The organism is Fontibacillus panacisegetis (assembly GCF_900102215.1).
GTDB classification, from domain to species: domain Bacteria; phylum Bacillota; class Bacilli; order Paenibacillales; family Paenibacillaceae; genus Fontibacillus; species Fontibacillus panacisegetis.
In genome coordinates this window covers 21,930-42,130 of record NZ_FNBG01000017.1, presented here as the reverse complement: position 1 = coordinate 42,130, position 20,201 = coordinate 21,930, and the positions used below count along the sequence as shown (strand labels likewise).

The window sequence follows — 20,201 nt, the reverse complement described above, 5'->3', positions numbered from 1 at the left end:
GCAAATGTTCGGAGAACCATTATTTGATGGTCTAAAACTTATTGGAAGAGGGTGAAAGAAAACAAATTATGAAGAAAAACTTAAAAATGTTTCTAGCTTTAATCCTTGTCCTTCAAGGGGTGTTTGGGACAGGATTGATTCAGGCACTAGCAGCTTCATTACCTGGCGATAATATCATTACGAAAGTTACTCTTGAAGATGAAGCAGGGAATGTGATTGATGCTGTGTATAAGCCTGATCGAGTCGATACTTCTAAGCTAGGAGACAAAGTTGTTATCAAGTATGATTGGGCTTTGGAGAATGGTCATGCTTATAAGGCCGGTGATACTGTTGAGTTTAATGTTCCCCAGGAGTTTGAAATCTTCAATCAAGTAGATGGAAAACTTAATGTGGACGGCGGTTCTTTTACAGATGTCGGTGATTTTGTTGTTGATACTAATGGTCATGTAACCATTACCTTCAATAGCAATGTTGAACAGTATTCAGAGGTTTCTGGTACGGTGCAACTAACCACCAAGTTCAGTGAGACTAAGATCACCGGTAGTACAGAAGTGAAGATTCCTTTCCCAATTCGCGGTGGAACACAAGTCGTTATCGTTAATTTTACACCGAAGGATGGAAAATTGCTTACGAAGAACGGTGTAGCTGACAAGGCTAAGAAAATCGACTGGACAATTGATGTTAATACATCGTTACAGAAGATTAACGGTGCAGTATTGTCTGATACTTTACCTAACGGCTTGATTTTAGATCCGAATTCAATTAGGGTTTCTAATCTTCAGGTGAATCTGGATCATCCACCTACACTAGGCTCTGAGGTTTCAGTAACCGATAATGTCTATACAGTAAATTTTCAGCCTGATGGACTAGGGTTTGAGATTCTGTTCAAGGAGACGACGCTGTCTAAAGCATACCGAATTCAGTATTCTACAGCAGTTACTGATAACGAAGCCATGAACAGCTTCACAAACGATGCTAAATTGACGGGATCAAATATTACAACTCAGACTGACAAGAAAACCATCAATATTGTTCGTGAAGAGCTTTTAACAAAAGAAGGCGCGGCTTCAGGTAGCGATCGAACTAATCAGAACATTGCTTGGAAAGTGAAATACAATTATGCTGGGAAAGAAATTACTCAAGCAGAAGCTGTAGTTCACGATCGGTTTAATGACAACATGAAGATTGTTCCGAACAGCTTTGTAGTCTATAAAGTAACCGATCAGGGTAGTAGAACAACACTAACTGATGGTCAAGATTACACGGTAAATTATATTAATGGAGTAGATGGTAAAAGTGGATACGATCTGATTTTTAATGCAGCGATTCCTGCGGATACCAAATACGATATTGAATATAAGACCTACACGGACAACCGAATTTACCAAAATACAACAGTTACTAATGATGTATATACCACTTATAGTGGGAATCGAATCGATAGGACGGCAACAAGCTACTTCTACAGCAACATTGGTGTAAAACGTGATACGTCTGTTGACTATAGTACAAAGACCAATACTTGGGAAATTGTAGTCAATAGCGACAAAAAACCAATGACTAACTTGATTGTAACTGACACATTTAGTGGCAGTGGTCTGAAATTGATTAAAGATTCCTACACAATAACTAGCTCATCTGGAACAGTAATACCGTATACTGTTGACCAAAGTGATCTGACAAAAGGACTTAAGATAGAATTCCAAGGACAGTTCACAGATACGTATACTATTACTTATAAAACCAACTTCATTCCAGAGAGTGCGGGTTATAGAAATACCGCTAACATTGTTTGGGATGAGAAAAAGACAGAGTATAGTGGCAACATTAACCTGACGAAAGATTTCAATCCTAATAATGAAACTAAGAACAACGGTCGTAAAGATGGTAAATACGACGCTAGCAAGAAAGAGATTACTTGGGAGATTGTAGCCAATTACAATGGTAATACAGTAAACAATGCTGTATTTACTGATGAACTGAAGGATCATCAGACATTAGTACCGGTTACAGTCGAAGTGTATGAAGCATCTGTTAACTCATCAGGAGCAGTAATTAAAGGTAGTCCAGTCACTATCGATCCTAGTAAAATTACTTATGTTAATAACACACTTTCGATTGATTTAGGTAATATTACTGTACCGCATATAGTTACCTTTGTTACAAAGCTTGACAAAACAGTAGTTGTAGACAAAGTAAACAACGAAGCGACTTTGACAGGCAATACTGATGATAGCTGGAGCTGGAATAAGTCATTAACTATCCCGCGTGGTGAATTTTACGTTGACAAAGCGGGTACAAAGAATGGTTCAAATATCGATTGGACGATCAAGATCAATGAAGGTCAATCCTACGTTGAAGGTGCGAAGATCATCGACTATCCGAGCACGAATCAGATCCTCGATACTAGTTCCTTTAAGCTTTATCTAGCTAAGGCATCTAATTCAGGGAACCAAAATGTATTGGTTCTAACAAAGGATGCTTTGCAAACGAAGGATGTTGATTACAGCCTAGTACTTACTACTGATCCTCAAACGGATAAAGAGATGTTTGAACTGACCTTCTTAAATCCTATTGAAGAAGCTTATATTTTGGAATATTCTTCAAAGATCGCTGTGACTACAGATGATGAGAATGTAACAAATAGAGTTGAATTTGAAGGTAATGGAATTACGAAGGGTACATTAGAGCATGAAAAAATTGTACGAGTTCAATCGACTATAGGATCGGGTACTGGTACAGGCGTACTTGGTAACCTTGAAATTACTAAGGTTGATAAAGATGATCATAGTAACAAGCTTGAAGGTGCTAAGTTTAAATTAATTAATAGTAGCGGTACCCTTATAGGGGAAAAGGTGACGGATCCTAATGGTGTGATTACCTTTACGAAATTGCTATATGGTACTTATACGTTAATTGAAACGGAAGCTCCGCAAGGATATGACCTTGATCAAACTGGAACTTCTATCGTAATTGATAGCTCTATCAAGCAAACGAGCGGTGTCAAGAAAGTTACGGCAGTAAATGAAAAATCTACTACTCCTGTAACACCTAAAGGTCAACTTGAAATAACCAAAGTTGATAAAGCCAATGTATCCAAGACGCTGGAAGGAGCTACTTTTGTTCTGCAAGACAAAGGCAACTTGAGAGCTCCAATTTCAGTGGTTACAGATGCAGACGGTAAAGCAGTGTTTACAGACCTGCTGTATGGTGAGTATGTTTTGACAGAGACAGCTGCACCACGAGGATATACAATAGACAGTCCGAATCAAACCATTACTATTGATTCTGGAGTTGAGTTGACCGGAGGAGTTTTGGGTATTACAGTAACAAATTCCAAAAGGGTTGATCCAGGTAACCCAGATAATTCAGGTAACCCAGGTAACCCAGGTAACCCAGGTAACCCAGGTAACCCAGGAACACCAACAAATCCAGGAACACCAACAAATCCAGTGACTCCAAAGGAAGAAGTACCAACTCCGACAAAACCGGTTGAGAAGGATGAAGAGTATACTGCTCCGGAAGAGCCGGTTCCGTCAGACGGAACCAATGGAGACAAGACTAAACCAGGAAAAACTTCTAATCCATCTGATATTGAATTGGATGAGAACGGTAATCCATTAGGCGGTTCTAAAGGAGACAAGGCTAAGCAAGATGGTACTAATGTACCTGTTCTTCCAAAAACTGGGGAAAATAGCCCTTGGCTTGTGCAAGTAGTTGGAGCTGTGCTAATCGTAGCTGGAGCAGTCATGTTGAGAAGAAAATTTCTAATCAACAAAAAGTAGTTTAATCTGTATTTCAGGCGTTCTTTAAGACTTTATTGGTCTTGGAGAACGCTTTTTTCAATTAAAGCGATTACAAATTTCTTGTTTAGAAATTGTTAAGAACAACTTAGTACAATTGTCTAGAATTTAAATTATAAAAATGGTATGTTATAGTAGATTTTGAGAAAATCAAGGCTTTTTTCCTATACTAGTTGAAGGAGTTAAGTAATGAAAGTGTATCGTGTGGATAGGTTGTTGCGAGTAGGGATATTAATTCTCATCATTTCAATGCTTTCAGGCTGTGGCTGGATTGGAGGAAAAAGCGAATCTGGTAATGAAAACACCACCAATAAGACTACTGAGCAAAAGGTTGATACATACACCGGAGAGAAAAGTAGAGAGATTACTTACGTATATACCGCTAAAAAAGAACTGTCACTTACCTTTAATGGAATGGGTGACAAGGAAACAATGACCAAGCTATTAGATGAACTAGACAAGTATGGAATCAAGGCTACTTTTTTTCTGCCAGGAATGAGAGTTGCAGAGGAGCCGGATATTGCAAATGACATTGTAGCAAGAGGCCATGAAATTGAGAACAACACGCTGAATCAGCTTGATCTGACTAATCTGGATTATCAACAAATTTATAAAGAAATAAAGTTAAGTAATGAAGTCATTGAAAAAGAGACAGGAAAACGCCCCAAATATGTTCGCAGTAAATCGGGCGATCATTCAGATGATCTTCTTCTCGTTACAGCACAATTAGGAATGAAAGCTGTAGTAAGCTATAACATTAATCCGAAGGACCGCGATATGAAATCTGCCAAGGAAATCGGAGATTATGTGAAGAGGTATATATCCAGAGGCGGCATCATCACATTAAATACGGATATAAATCCAGAAGTAATTTCTTCCATCCAGTACATTGCAAGTGCTGCCAAGGAGATTGGATATAAGCTGATCACACTGGATGAATTGGTTGAAAATGGCGGGGTAAGAAAACCGTTAGAGCAAATTCCAGGTTACGATGCATCCAAGTTTAACAACGATTATGAGAATGCAGATTATGAGTTGATTTATAAAGTGAATACCAAGAAACGTCATATTGCACTTACGTTTGATGATTTTGGCAGTGACAAGACTGTAACGGAGATTCTTGATATTTTAGCGGAACATGATGTAAAAGTAACATTCTTCCTAAGAGCTAAAGGCGTAGAAGATAATCCGAATCTAGCAAGAGCAATGGTAGCGGAGGGACATGAGGTAGCGAATCATACCTATGCCCATTCTGTTTCTACGACCATTACTCCAGAAGAGCTGCAGGAAGATGTGGTAAAAGCGCATCAAGTAATCACAGAGGCGATTCAAGAGCAGCCGGTTATGCTGTTTCGTCCACCAACCGGAGTCATTGATGATGAAAGAGCGAAGGCTGTCGCTGCTGTCGGGTATCCGGTGATTGCCATGTATGACGTTACTACACTGGATTGGGATGTATCTAATACTGCGGATGATATTGTGAATAAAATTATGGAAAAAACGGAAAATGGAAGTGTTATTTTGTTGCATATGTTAGATAATATCCACACTATTGAGGCTTTACCACGTGTGCTGGATGGCTTGGAGGACAAAGGGTTCACCTTTGTGAAAATGTCTGAATTGATCAAGGAACAGGATTCTTAAAAAAACGGGGATGAATAGATATGAATCTGTATGATCGTATTGCAAATCATGAGGAGAAAATAGGGGTAGTCGGACTGGGATATGTCGGTTTGCCACTAGCTGTAGCATTTTCGAGAAAATTGAACGTAATTGGTTATGATGCCAGCCAGGAAAAGGTTAATAAATATCTCAGCGGTATTGATGTAACAGGTGATGTTGGTGACGAGGTTATCCGGGATTGTAACGTATCATTTACTGCAGATGCAGATCAGCTTCAGGGAGTGCGCTGCTTCATCGTTGCTGTTCCTACTCCTGTGCAAAGCGGCAATGTTCCGGATCTGCAATTTGTACAGAGCGCAAGCCGGGTAGTTGCCAGCAAATTAAGCAAGGGATCAGTAGTTGTGTATGAATCAACAGTTTACCCAGGAGTAACGGAAGAAGTGTGCATCCCGATTTTGGAAGCTGAATCTGGGCTAAAGTGTGGGCAGGATTTTAAGGTTGGGTATTCGCCGGAACGAATAAACCCGGGGGACAAAGTTCATCGCCTTGAAAATATCGTCAAGATTGTATCTGGAAATGATGAGGAAGCACTTGATCTAGTATCCCGAATCTATGAACTGATCATCGAAGCAGGTGTATACAGAGCGGACAGTATCAGAGTGGCTGAAGCAGCTAAAGTCATTGAGAATGCACAGCGCGATATTAATATTGCTTTTATGAATGAATTGTCGATGTTGTTTCATGAAATGAATATTGATACTAACGCTGTGCTTGGTGCCGCAGGAACAAAATGGAATTTTCTGAATTTCAAACCCGGTCTGGTTGGAGGACATTGCATCGGAATCGATCCATATTATTTAACTTATAAAGCTGAAGATACGGGATATCATTCCAAAATCATTTTGGCAGGTCGACATATTAACGATGGGATGGGTAAATTTATTGCACAGCACATTATAAAAATGCTTGTGCGGCAACAACTTGATTTCAGAAATACTAGAATCGGTATTCTGGGACTTTCTTTTAAGGAAGACTGTCCTGACATACGCAATTCTAAAGTTATAGACATCGTGAGAGAATTACAGGATTACGGTATTTCTCCGCTTATAGCTGATCCTTTGGTAGATTCTGAACAAGCTCATCATGAATATGAAATAGAGTTGACCGAGATGTCATCCTTGAAGGACCTTAACGTTGTTGTAGTCGCTGTTGCTCATCAACAATTTTTGCAAATGGGCATTTCTGATTTTGACGGAATGTTCCATCGCGAACAATCAAAAATTTTGTTTGATATCAAGGGTGCATTTTCCAAATCACAGTATGAGAGTCAAGGCTACACATACTGGAGTCTGTAATTAAAGGATTGGGGATTTGATCGTGTTCAGAAAAAAAAATAAAAAAGTTACTGAGGAGAAACTGACCGTTACGCGACCAGATCGGCGGACGCTGTCATATGTACCTGATCCGGAACAAATTCGTCACGTTGCAGACCGAAGAGGTATTCGGGGATCTGAGCAGGATTCGGCCACATTGGATGCCGAATACCTCAACAAAATGAGAATGCTTAGTCTCAGATACGTTGCCGATTTTGATGTGCATATTATCCCTGAAGGACGCACCAAAAAAAATGGGATAAAGGGCAAGGCAGCGGATATTTCGTCTACTGGGCTATTGGTTGTTGTTAACGAGCCATCTCCTGAATTGACTGTCGGTAATAAAATAAAGGTGAAATTTCGCATTCCACCGGGCACAATGCCGGAAGGTTTCGAATCATTGGTGCAGACTGATGCAACTGTTGTCCGTTTGTTTATGCAGCAACATGAGACTGAGGAAGGCGATCACAAAGAACAACTAATGATCGCCGTAGAGTTTGTTAAGCCGTTAACGGAGTATTTTCAGAAGAAACGCTGGGGTTATTCTGTGTATGCAGCAAGTACGTTCTTGTTATTCTCAGTGCTTTTTATCATGCTCATGCGTATCGAGAGCATTATTTATTTTAAGTACAATATTGTTTTGTATCTGTATAGTCTGATTGCAGCCTTGTTTCTGTTGACCCGATATTTATTCGGAGCATTGTTCAGGGATGTTCCTGTGAATCCGGATTATACTCCAGGTGTATCTATAGTTATCCCTTGTTTTAATGAGGAGCAATGGATTCACCGAACCATTTTAAGCTGCATGAATCAGGATTATCCGGTTGATAAGCTTGAAGTTATCGTTGTAGATGACCGATCAACTGACCGTTCTGTCGAACAGATTGAGCGAATGATTGAGACCATTCATAATGAAGCGGAGCGTTATAACACTAGAGATCGGCTCAAGGTTATTGTTCAGCAGCAAAATGCAGGAAAACGCGAAGCTTTGGTCAAAGGGGTAGAAGTAGCCCGTCATGATTTGGTCGTATTCGTCGATTCAGACAGCTTCCTTGAGCCGGATGCAATCCGGCATCTCGTACAACCTTTCCAAGATCCTAAAATGGGCGGTGTTGCTGGTCGTACCGATGTAGAGAACAAATATACCAATTCATTGACGAAACTTCAGACTGTGCGATATTATATTGCATTTCGTATTATGAAGGCTGCAGAGTCTTGGTTCGATAGTGTAAGTTGTCTCTCTGGTCCGTTATCTTGTTACCGCAAAGATTTGATTCTTAAACATAAAGATGCTTGGTTGAACCAGAAATTCCTTGGTCAGCCTGCTACCTTTGGTGATGATCGGAGTATGACGAACTTTATCCTTAAGACGCATCGTACCGGATATCAAGATTCGGCGATCTGTTCAACGATTGTTCCTTCGGATAACAAAGTGTTCTTAAAACAGCAGATGCGTTGGAAACGCTCATGGCTAAGAGAATCACTTCGAGCGGCAGGATTTATTTGGAAAAAAGAGCCGTTTATGGCGTTGTTTTTCTACATTGGTCTCATTGTACCGATCGCAGCACCCGTTGTCGTGTTGTATAATCTCGTTTTTGTTCCGTTAGTTTATGGTGTTTTTCCAGGTACTTTTCTCATGGGACTTTTGTTGATGGCGCTGCTCATGAGTCTGGCACATTTGCTCTTCCGCAAAAGTAAGCTGTGGGTATTTGGTTTTGTCTTCTGTATTTTCTATGAGTTTGTATTGTTGTGGCAAATGCCAGTAGCATGGGTTACCTTCTGGAAGTCTACATGGGGTACTAGAGAAACGCCGCAGGATATTGAGGCAAGACTGAAGAAGGAAGCCAGAAAGCAACAACGAAATAAAAATCGAACGAATTCGATATAGTGAGGATGGCAGAAATGGTAAAAAAGCAAACAAATTCTGCCTTGAATGTGCGGAAGAAAAATATTAATAAAGTAATCAAAACTATTATCCAAACCGTCATTTTGCTCGCGCTGATCGCCTTGTTAATTGATGCGGTTTTTGATGTGCAGAGATACGAGGAGCCGGACAAGACTGCATGGATGCAGGAGGATCAGGGCTTTATTGCAATCTCATATTTTGGAGTAGGGCGCAGTGCGAGCTCAAAGCTCGTTGCCAAGAATCAGTTGGATGAACAACTGGGGGCATTGTATGATCAAGGATATCGTACGATCTCTCAACAAGATATTACTGATTTTTATACGAAGGGAAAGCCGTTGCCGCCAAAAGCATTATTTTTATCTTTTGAAGATGGTCGCAATGATTCCAGTTTGTTTGCGCAGCCCTTGCTAGAAAAATATAATTATAAAGCAACTTTTTTGTCTTACGCGAATAAAATGGGGAACAGCGACAGAAAATTTTTGCAGCCGAAAGACATGTTGAAGATGGCCAAGACCGGGTACTGGGAGCTCGGAACGAATGGGTATCGTCTAACCTACATTAATGTCTTCGATAAAGAAGGGCGTTATATTGGGGTCAAGGATGAGAACGAGCTGACGGACAAAGAAAACATTGAGTATTACAACCACTATCTAATGGATTTTATTCGTGATGAGAACATGATTCCGATTGAGGATCGTGATGAAATGGAAGCACGTATTCAGGGTGACTATAAATTGATGCAGGATATATATACAGATACTTTGGGATATGTTCCATCGGTTTATATGATAATGCACTCCAATGCACTAGGAGAAGGAATGAATCCCCTTGTGCTGAATGCGAATTCGAGTAATATTCACAACATGTTCCAGATGCATTTTAATCGGGAGGGTCAGACTCTAAACAGCAAGGATGATGATATTTATGACCTGACCAGAATCCAACCCGCTTCCTACTGGTCTACCAATCACCTTCTTATGAAAATAAGAAAGGATACCGGGAATACGATGCAATTTGTTCGTGGAGATGAAGATGAAGCCGGGAAATGGAATATGCTTGGCGGTGTAGCCGAGTTTGACGAGAATATGATCATATTAACATCACCGCCTGCAGGATCAGGTAAAATGTATCTTAATGGAAGCAGCGATCAGCGCGATGTCAAGGTGTCATTTAAAGCTTCCGGTAATGTTATAGGTAAACAGGGCGTTTACTTACGATATGATAAAGTTAAGAAAACATCACTGCACGTCTACTTAGAAAATAACAATATTATTGTAGAGGAACAAAAGCCAGGATCAACGGATAAGCCAGTATTCAGTCAGCCATTAGATGAGCTACAATGGAAGGAAGAAGATTTGGCATTTGACAAGGCTTCCGTCTACACGAAGGAACAGACAGCATCAGGCGTCACGAGTGATAAGCATGATTACCCTGTTAACATTCGCAATTCGAGAAATTTCGAAGTTGAGCTTGTGGGACAATCCTTGAAAATCATTGTTGACGATCAGCTGCTGGTTGAGAATCTGCAGGTTGATCCTTCTATATCAATCGGTGGAATCGCTCTTGAAGCTAAATATAATGAACAGAACGAAAAAGATGATATTTATGATGGGGTATTTGAGGATCTACAGGTTACGTCACCTGGAAATGAAAGTGACGATTCATCCTTTAAGTACAGCCTGAAGCTTTCAGGGATTGAAGGTGTGGTCAGTCGTGTGAAAAAGGCTGTGAATACTGCTGTAAACTGGACGATGGATACGTTCTAATCATGGATAGAAGGGACTGTACGCAGTGCCAAGAAAAAGGCGAACACGAAACGGGATCGCAGTCGCAGCTGTACTAAGTCTTGTTATTTTAGGTGCTATTTTGATATCTATTGTGAAGAAAGACAATATATATATGAAGGATATGCCTATGACAAAGACACCTGAGCCGAAATTATCAGCTTGGATAACGGATTGGCAATGGGAATCGGGGTTAGAGGACTTGCAGCAGCTGGGCGACCATATAGATAGTTTGCAGTTGTTTGCGGCTTATTTTAACGATCAGGATAAGTTGTATTTTACCGAAAAAATGATTGAAGGCATGCCTCAGATTCTGGTTACTACTGGAAATAACGGGCTGGCCGACGTAACGCTAACTGTGGTTAATGATCGTTTTGATAGTCAAGGTAAAGTGGTTCAGAAAGATCCCAATCTTGTAACTAGGCTGGTATCTTCGAAAACAAGTCGGACACAGCATATTGATGAACTGGTGGAAACGGTCAATAATTACGGTTTTGGCGGCTTGGAGATCGACTATGAACAGATTTCTGATAAAGATTGGAAAAATGTGTGCCTTTTCTATAAGGAATTGTACCAACGATTGCATGCCTCGGGAAAAACCTTAAGAATCGTGCTTGAACCAAAGGCGAAAGTGGGATCTCTCCCTTTACCGAAGGGTCCTGTATATGTCATGATGGCTTACAATCTGTATGGAACACATAGTGGTCCTGGACCTAAAGCGGACAATGCATTGATTACTGATTTAGCGAAAAAGATGAAAAAGCTCCCTGGCAATCACATGATCGCCTTGTCCTTAGGTGGATTTGACTGGTCTGCTAACGGTGAAGTAAAGGCATTAACAGAAAAGCAGGCTTCCATGCTTGTACAGTCTACTCTCTCAATTCCGGCTCGCGATAAAAAAAGCGGGTCCTTATATTACAAATATAAGGATGAAAACGGAACTCAGCATACTGTATGGTATGCAGATAACGAGACGTTGACGCAATGGATGAATGTCGCGGCGAAAGCAGGAATTTATAACATTGCGCTTTGGAGATTAGGCGAGATTGGCGAAGGTACTTTACAGACTTTGAGTCCTTAATGAAGAGAGGGAGTGGCATAGTGCGTAACAAGATTCCGTACATTTTAATTTTACTAGGGTTACTGATTATGTTGACTCCCAAACTTCTGGAATGGAAAGCGGATTACGAACAGAATCAATTGTTAGAGGATGCCGAACAGTTGGAGCTGACACAGGAATCTGTAAGATCTAATACCGATATACAGAGGAGCTATGCGCAAGTTTCTACATTGCTCGATCAGGGTGAAGAAGAGGAATCGGTCGCTATTGAACCATTAGAAGAGGTTAACGGCGAGACACCGATAGCAGTTATTGAAATAGATAAGATTGATTTGAAGCTCCCTGTGCTTGAAGGAGCGACAAAAGAGAACATGCGGCATGCAGCTACACATATGTCTGATACAACGCCTTTAGGTGAGGTAGGTAACGCGGCAATAGCAGCGCACAGAGCTCGAAAAGAAGGTCGTTTATTTAATCGGCTGGATGAAGTAGAACTAGGAGATTTGGTCAAAATAACTACTAAACGCGAAAAATACACCTATAAGGTGATTAAAATATCGGTTGTAGAACCAACGGACATTTCAGTATTGAACAGCAACAATAATGATAAGTGGCTTACTTTAATTACTTGTACTCCGTTAAACAAGTCTACTCACCGTCTGATTGTACAAGCAGAATTAGAGGAATGAAATGAACTTACTTAAACCCCCAGTTAAGACAATGTCAAAAAAGAAAATGCTGCTGTATTTTGTGCTGTTTGTGCTGTTGCTTTTATGCTTCCGCTTAATATGGATCAGCTATAGAGTAGAGCTAGGCCAGCCTAAGGTTACGCAAGGAGTTATGGATCTTCAGAAATGGAGATTGGACGACAAACGTACTATTTCATTGAATGGAGATTGGGAGTTCTATCCCGGCATTTTTATTGATCCGAATGAGGATAAGACAGAAGCGGCCTTGTCTCATAATTCTTTCGTAAAGGTTCCTGGGTCTTGGCACAATGATAAGAACGTCATGGACTCTCCATACGGATATGGAACTTATCGTTTAAAAGTGTTAGTTAAGGATAGTTCAATATTGTATGGTATACGCATTAAAAATATTAATACCTCGTTCAGATTGTATATAAATGGGGAATTACTGCATGAAATGGGCCATCCAACTGAAACAAAAGAGCTCAATAAAGCAGCAAGTATACCTTATACTGCTGCTTTTCATACAAATTCGAAAGAAATAGACATCATGCTTCATGTGTCTAATTTTCAGGCTTCAGAAGCGGGCGGATTTACTAATTCTATTAAGTTTGGTACGACTTCTGCAGTGATGAAAGAGAAATATTTGTCAGAGTCGATGCAGCTTTTGGTGTGTTTCATTATATTACTTCACTTAATATACTCATGTGTAATTTACATACTAGGCTTTCGTCAAATCGAGATTATTTATTTTGCAGCTGCTTTTATTTGCACGATCGTTTGTGTATTAAGTGATGATGATAAACTTCTGTTCACATGGATTCCTATAGATTTTGAGTGGTCATCCAAGATCATGATCATTGCTTATGTGGGAGTTTGCTTTTTTTTAACACTTTGCTATAAAGCAATGTTCGAAACAGCCAAAAGTAAAAAAGATAGACTATTTGCGATAATCTGCAGCATTTATTGTGTAGTGATTGCAGTTTGTTCTTTGGATGCCTTTATATATTTAAGATATTTTTTACTGTTTGTTGTGCTGGTCCCTATTCTGTATGTTCCTTTATTTGCGCTACGAGGAATTGTTCAAGGCAAAGATGGAGCTTTTTTAATTTTTTTGTCTGGTTTCGCACTTTCGATGAATTTCACCATTGGCGGTATTATTAAAACCTCGTTCTGGTTTGACATGCCATATTATCCGTTTGATCTAATTATTTCATTAATCTGTTTAGCTTCCTATTGGATTTTAAAGTTTTTTAAAGTGACTTACCGAGCCCAAACGCTTACGACCAAACTTACACAGGCTGATAAAGTAAAAGATGATTTTCTCGCAAATACGTCGCATGAATTAAGAAATCCTCTGCATGGGATGATCAATATTGCTCAAAATGTATTGGATGAATCAAAGGATAGGCTGGAGTCTCAGCAGAAAAAGGATTTGAAATTAATTATTACCGTAGGACAGAGAATGTCGCTGCTATTAAATGATCTGATTGATGTTACTCTATTAAAAGAAAAAGCGATCAGGTTAAATAAGCAAGGCTTGAGTCTACAAGCGGTTGCAACTGGTGTATTGGACATGCTTCGCTATTTGACAGAGGGCAAGCAGGTTGAGCTTGTAATGAATGTACCAGCTTCATTTCCTCGCGTGATGGCAGACGAAAATCGTTTGATTCAAATTCTGTTCAATTTAATTCATAATGCTATTAAATATACCCACGAAGGCGAAATTGTGCTGGATGCCGAGATCAAGCAAGGTATAGCATTTGTTCATGTTAAGGATAGCGGGGTTGGTATGGATGAAGAGACGGTTCAACGCATTTTTCAACCTTACGAGCAAGGAGATGTCGGGTTAACGGGTTCTATTAGTGGATTAGGACTTGGCTTGAGTATTTGCAAACAGCTTGTTGAACTCCATGGTGGAAGGCTCGAAGTACAGACTAAGGTCTATCAGGGCTCTACTTTTACGTTTACTTTGGCTTTGGAGCATAATGAGATAAATTCATTAATGTTAGATCAAGGTAATTCCAGCTTTGAGCCCGCTATTTCTCAAACCAGTAATGATAATCCTATGTGGGATTCTTCATTAAACGATGAGGATGAGGCGTGGTATCGTTGTGAGATTGCACAAGAGAATAGACCTAGAGTAATTGCAGTTGATGATGATCCCATTAATTTGAAGGTGATTAGCAATATGCTGCCATCTGAGCGCTTTAATTTGACTACAGTAACGAAGGCTGAGGATGCTTTAAAGAAGCTGGAGGATGGGGAATGGGATCTTGTCATTTCTGACGTTATGATGCCAAATGTTTCTGGATTTGAGCTTGCAAAAAAAATACGCTCCAAGTTCACGATCTCTGAGCTTCCCGTTCTGCTTGTTACTGCGAGAACCCGTCCAGAGGATGTTTACGCTGGCTTTATAGCGGGGGCTAATGATTATGTTATGAAGCCCATCAGCTATGTTGAATTCAAATCAAGAGTGCATGCTTTGATTAATCTCAAACAATCTGTTCGAGAACGAATGCTTATGGAGGCTGCATGGCTTCACGCACAAATTCAACCACATTTTCTGTTCAATACACTGAATTCTATCGCCTCGCTAAGTGATAGTGATCCAACTCGAATGCTCCGATTACTTGAAGAGTTTGGAAACTATTTGCGAATAAGCATTAGTGAGAAGAATTTGCAACGTCTGGTTCCTTTGGAACATGAGCTTGATTTACTGCGATCATACTTATATATTGAACAAGAGCGGTTTGGTGACAGACTGGTTGTGGAGTGGGAAATACCTGACAATATTTCGATATGGCTGCCTCCTCTATCTATACAGACCATAGTAGAAAATGCAGTTAGTCACGGTATTCTTCCACGCTCTAGCGGAGGAACGGTAAAGATTACTTTCAAAGATGAACCGAAGCATATAGATGTTATTATACAAGACAACGGTATCGGGATGAGTAAGGAAAAGCTGGATAAATTGCTTGACGATCATACTTACCATACCAAAGGAATCGGACTTAAAAATACCGATCGAAGACTTAATCAAATTTTTGGACAAGGGTTAAAGATAGTAAGTCGTTCTGGTGAAGGTACGTCGGTATCTTTTAGGATTCCAAAAATGACCTGATGATAATATAACAACAATAGTATGAAATTTGGTTGGTGATAAGCAAATGACGTTTACAAATCCAATTTATATGTACCTGTTTTGGGGAATCATAATTACAGTATTGATTATTGGAGCTTTCTATATTAGAAAGCTGCGTTCTGAAAGAGCAAAGCTGTATGAACTTGCCTATCGCGATCCGGTAACTGGACTGCTGAATCGTCATGGCTTGGATTTTTTCTGGTCCACTTATAAGAAGAAAGAAAATCTGGCCTTGTTGAGTCTGGATTTGGATCAGTTTAAAGAAGTTAACGATACTTACGGACATCAGGCTGGGGACCAATTATTACGAGAGATTAGCAAGCATTTGAAACAAGTAACTAATAAAAATCAGCTTGCTTATCGAATGGGTGGTGATGAATTTTTGTTCATCATGAAAAATTTTGATGCCAACAAAGTAGAAATACTTGCAGGACTCATTCTAGATAATATTAGTAGACCGTATTACATTCAAGGTAGAGATATATCCGTCACTGGAAGTATAGGGATTAGCATGAGTCAAGGTGCTAGGGTCGACCGGACAAAAATGTTCAAGGAAGCTGATGCTGCGATGTACCACGCCAAGAGACTGGGCAAAAACAGATATTGCGTGTTTAGTAACAACTATAAAGATAATAGTGAGTCCGAGTTATAAATAGGACACAAAAATCCATATATAAGATCACTTTATTATCGTTACTCCTCCTGATATTAATAGTAGAATATAGGTGTTCTAATAAATTGAGGTCAGATAAGAACATATCAGGAGGACAATTATATGCCCATTGTTTTTGATGAAGATAAGCAACTATTCCACCTGCAATCACGTCGGACAAGTTACATCATTCAAGTGTTTCATGGATATGCTGCTCATGTGTACTTCGGATCGAGGATTAGACATGCGAATTTAGAAGGGTTACTTAACCTTAAAGAACGGCCTTCCTTCAGTCCGAATCCCATTCCGGAAATGAAAACTTTCTCGCTGGACACCTTACCACAAGAATATCCTCAATATGGTACAAGTGATTACCGTAATCCAGCTTACCAAGTCAAGCTAGCTAACGGAACTCGTACGACAGAGCTTCAATATAGATCGCATCGCATTTTTTCTGGCAAACCCAAATTGGAAGGGCTTCCAGCACTTTATGTGGAGCATGCTAAAGAAGCAGAGACCCTTGAGCTCGAAATGTTTGATGCTGTATCGGGCCTTACTGTTGTGCTAAATTACACAGTGTTTGAGAAGTTTGATGCTATTGCAAGATCCGCAAGGTTCCTGAATCAAGGAGATCAGGTGCTTCAACTGGAACGTGCATTAAGCGCATCCGTTGATTTTGAACATAGCAACTTCGATGCTTTATATTTGTCTGGTTCCTGGGCCAGAGAACGTCATGTTCAGCGCAGACGTCTCGGAACTGGGGTTACAGGGATCGGTAGTCGCCGCGGCGCTAGCTCCCATCATATGAATCCATTTTTGGCTCTGCTCGCACCGGAAGCGAATGAGAAACAAGGAGAAGTTTATGGTTTTAGTTTAATCTACAGTGGCAATTTTATTGCTGAAGCGGAAGTAGAGCAATATGGAATGACACGTGTATCAATGGGTATTAATCCATTTGATTTCTCATGGCGGCTTGAGCCTGGTGAGACCTTTCAGGCGCCGGAAGCTGTCATGGTCTACTCCAGAGAAGGTCTGGGCGGCATGTCCAGAACATTCCATGAATTGTATCGTACACGTTTATGTAGAGGTCAGCATCGAGATCAGGAACGTCCTATTCTGGTCAACAATTGGGAAGCCACATATTTTAATTTTAATGCAGATAGCATCGAGGCGATTGCCAAAGCCGGAAGCGAGCTTGGTGTAGAGCTGTTTGTACTCGATGACGGCTGGTTTGGACACAGAGACTCAGATAATTCCTCCTTGGGCGATTGGTTTGAGGATAGACGAAAGCTGCCTCAAGGACTGAACGATCTTGCAAATCGGGTGAAAGATACCGGACTTCAATTCGGTCTTTGGGTTGAGCCGGAAATGATATCTCCGGATAGTGATTTGTACCAGACTCATCCGGACTGGTGTTTGCATGTACCCGGACATCGCAGGACGCTGGCTCGTGATCAGCTTGTTCTTGATATGTCTCGGGCAGATGTACTTGATTATTTGTATGAACGATTAAGCGACATCTTCTCAAGTGTGCCGATATCGTATGTCAAATGGGACATGAATCGGAATATGACGGAGATTGGCTCTGCGACAGCTCCTGCTGAGCGTCAAGCAGAGACAGCACATCGTTATATGCTTGGACTTTATGAACTCCTAGAACGTATAACATCCGAGTTTCCACATATCCTGTTTGAGAGCTGTTCCGGCGGCGGTGGGCGTTTCGATCCCGGCATGCTCTATTACATGCCTCAGACATGGACTAGTGACGATACGGATGGGATAGAACGTCTAAAAATTCAATATGGAACAAGTATTGTGTACCCGGTCTCGACTATGGGAGCACATATCTCCGCTGTACCTAATCATCAGGTAGAACGGGTCACTTCCCTTGAATTCCGGGGAGATGTAGCGATGTCAGGCAATTTTGGTTATGAGCTAGACCTGACTAAATTCACTGAAGGGGAGAGAGCTACAGCTAAGGATCAAATCGCGCTGTACAAACAAATCAGAGGACTAGTACAGCAGGGAGACTTGTACAGACTGCTCAGTCCGTTTGAAGGCAATGAGACGGCATGGATGTTTGTAAGTCGTGATCAGGAGGAAGCGCTGCTGTTCTATTTTCGGGTTCTCGCTGAACCTAACGGTCCACTCCGTTATGTTAAGCTGGAAGGGCTCGATCCAGATAAAGACTATGAGATGATCGATCGTGGGGGAATTTACGGTGGGGATCGCTTAATGTCTGCAGGTCTTTCTGTAACCTCTGTGCATGGAGATTTCTCCAGTACCCTAATACGACTAAAAGCTGTAAAATAATTAGTTATCCGAATGCAAAAAAAAGAGGCTGTCCCTCAAGGTTATCTTAGATAACTTTGAGGGACGCTTCTTGTTTAGCAGTGGAAAGGCAAGATATCAGGAAAAACATGTAAAAATGCAGTTTTTTAAAAGCGGCCATGAAAGGATGAACAAAAGCCTGCAAAAATGCAGGAATATGGTTCAGAATAGACTAGTTTGAAGAGAATCCTTAGAGAAAGCCTGCACATTCGCAGCAATTTAGGGCATTTAGGGGCTTTACATAAACAAAGCCTGCACATTTGCAGGAATTTCAGGAATTCCGCATCATGACACTATTACACATGAAATACGGTCATAGAATGTGTGGCGGATCAAGCGGTGCAGGGATCGTCTTCCTTGCACCGCTATTTCTAGTTTTGACAGTAAACCTACTTTTGGGACAGCCCCTTATTAAATCTTAAAGATATGTATTGTTTTTTGCAGTTGGAACACTTCGTTCTTCATTGCTTCTGCATCGTCAGCCATCGCCTTGATGGAAGTAATCTGTTCATTCATAGAAGCGGATACTTGTTCAGTGCCGGCAGCAGATTGCTGAGTAATCGCAGAGATGTTCTGGATCGAAGAAGAGATACTGCGAGCACTTTCAAGCATAGATTCAATTTCTTGAGAGAACGTTGCGATCTGATCCGTAATATATTGTACACTTTGAACGATTTCCTGGAAAATTTGTTCGGCTTCCGAGATCATTTTACTTTGCTCACGCACGACCTCTTCATTGATTTTTATGTTTTGTCCGGCATTTTTAACATCTTGTTCAATACCGCGTACCAGACTAAATACTTCTTTTGTTGAAGTAGTAGCTTCTTCGGCAAGCTTGCGTACTTCTTGAGCTACGACAGCGAATCCGGCTCCATGCTCTCCTGCACGAGCCGCTTCGATGGAGGCATTCAGTGAGAGAAGGTTCGTCTGCTCTGCGATTTCAGAAATTGTAGCTGTAATTTTAGTAATCCCTTGAGCATTGATGGATAGAGCCTTAATCGAATCAGCCACTTTTTCCGTAGCTTCAATATTACGGCGCATTCCTGCTGTTTGGGTAGATACAGATTCAAGGCCTTTCTCGACGATCTTTAGAGCTTCTGCAGAGCGGTAATTCATTTCTCTTGTTGATTCAGCATAATTGGAGATTTTGAATTCAATACCTTCAATAGAGTCCTTCATGTCAGCGACATCTTCAGAAATTTCGTTAGCTCCTAGTGCAAGTTCATTGGAGGAATGTGTTACTTGGGTCATTACCTCAATGAGATCTTTATTTCGATCCGCAATCGATCGGCTGGAGTCCATCACCTTACGAGTGATGTCTGAGGTTTCCTGTAAAATTTTACGCAGCTTGTCCACCATGTTATTAAATGACCGATTCAAGCTTTCCATTCCAGCGGTTTCCATCATTCTCACAGTGAAATCACCTTTGGCAATCTTAGCAGAAGCACTGGTGATGTCGTCAAAAGATTCTAACAGCTTGTTACGCAAAAAACGTGCAAGCGGATAAGTAAGCGCTCCCAGCAGAACGATCAAAATAACGCCTACTAGAAATTTCCCCACTACAATGAAAGTTACTAGAACAGGAACTGCGAACAAAGCAGCAATAATATAGCTTGCAGCAGTTAACTTGGTAGAAATAGGGAGTCTGTTGAACCATGACATAGGATATGCGACCTCCTTAGAAGTTAGGATAATTCTACCATGATTATAACATCGACAGAAGAAAGGGGATACATCGAATTATGAAAATAGTATCACGTAATTCAAATAATATAACTAATTCAGGAATTACAACTATAATTAATCATTGTTTGGATGGAAAAAGTCTTGTCCTG

General features: G+C 40.6%; 11 protein-coding genes. 10 read left to right on the top strand and 1 reads right to left on the bottom strand.

The features are described 5' to 3' along the window. Positions 1-68: 68 nt before the first annotated feature. The 10 genes from BLS49_RS14670 to BLS49_RS14625 all read left to right on the top strand — a co-directional run bounded on the left by BLS49_RS14670 (position 69) and on the right by BLS49_RS14625 (position 18,348). Positions 69-3,785, top strand: a complete 3,717-nt coding sequence (locus BLS49_RS14670; RefSeq protein ID WP_139173141.1) for a collagen binding domain-containing protein — start codon at positions 69-71, stop codon at positions 3,783-3,785. Between the two features lie 207 nt (positions 3,786-3,992). Then, positions 3,993-5,447 carry a polysaccharide deacetylase family protein gene (locus BLS49_RS14665; protein ID WP_091231888.1) on the top strand — a complete coding sequence of 485 codons (1,455 nt, stop codon included), beginning with the start codon at positions 3,993-3,995 and terminating at the stop codon, positions 5,445-5,447. A 20-nt stretch (positions 5,448-5,467) separates the two neighbouring features. After that, positions 5,468-6,781 carry a nucleotide sugar dehydrogenase gene (locus BLS49_RS14660; RefSeq protein WP_091231884.1) on the top strand — a complete coding sequence of 438 codons (1,314 nt, stop codon included), beginning with the start codon at positions 5,468-5,470 and terminating at the stop codon, positions 6,779-6,781. A 22-nt stretch (positions 6,782-6,803) separates the two neighbouring features. Continuing rightward, positions 6,804-8,687: a glycosyltransferase family 2 protein gene (locus BLS49_RS14655; RefSeq protein ID WP_425432152.1), complete on the top strand. Its 1,884-nt coding sequence runs from the start codon at positions 6,804-6,806 to the stop codon at positions 8,685-8,687. Positions 8,688-8,701: 14 nt separating this feature from the next. Next, positions 8,702-10,471, top strand: coding sequence for a polysaccharide deacetylase family protein (locus BLS49_RS14650; protein WP_091231878.1), 1,770 nt, complete (start codon positions 8,702-8,704; stop codon positions 10,469-10,471). A 25-nt stretch (positions 10,472-10,496) separates the two neighbouring features. Further along, positions 10,497-11,570, top strand: a complete 1,074-nt coding sequence (locus tag BLS49_RS14645) for a glycosyl hydrolase family 18 protein (RefSeq protein WP_245742447.1) — start codon at positions 10,497-10,499, stop codon at positions 11,568-11,570. 20 nt (positions 11,571-11,590) lie between these two features. Continuing rightward, on the top strand, positions 11,591-12,238 hold the full coding sequence (locus BLS49_RS14640) for a class D sortase (RefSeq protein ID WP_342707203.1): 648 nt from the start codon (positions 11,591-11,593) through the stop codon (positions 12,236-12,238). Between the two features lies 1 nt (position 12,239). Further along, positions 12,240-15,362, top strand: a complete 3,123-nt coding sequence (locus tag BLS49_RS14635; RefSeq protein ID WP_245742445.1) for an ATP-binding protein — start codon at positions 12,240-12,242, stop codon at positions 15,360-15,362. 46 nt (positions 15,363-15,408) lie between these two features. Next, positions 15,409-16,035: a GGDEF domain-containing protein gene (locus BLS49_RS14630; RefSeq protein ID WP_091231874.1), complete on the top strand. Its 627-nt coding sequence runs from the start codon at positions 15,409-15,411 to the stop codon at positions 16,033-16,035. Positions 16,036-16,158: 123 nt separating this feature from the next. After that, on the top strand, positions 16,159-18,348 hold the full coding sequence (locus BLS49_RS14625) for an alpha-galactosidase (RefSeq protein WP_091231871.1): 2,190 nt from the start codon (positions 16,159-16,161) through the stop codon (positions 18,346-18,348). A gap of 429 nt (positions 18,349-18,777) precedes the next feature. Here the strand turns inward: BLS49_RS14625 and BLS49_RS14620 are convergent, their stop codons facing one another. Beyond that, positions 18,778-20,028: a methyl-accepting chemotaxis protein gene (locus BLS49_RS14620; RefSeq protein ID WP_091231868.1), complete on the bottom strand. Its 1,251-nt coding sequence runs from the start codon at positions 20,026-20,028 to the stop codon at positions 18,778-18,780. Positions 20,029-20,201: the final 173 nt, after the last annotated feature.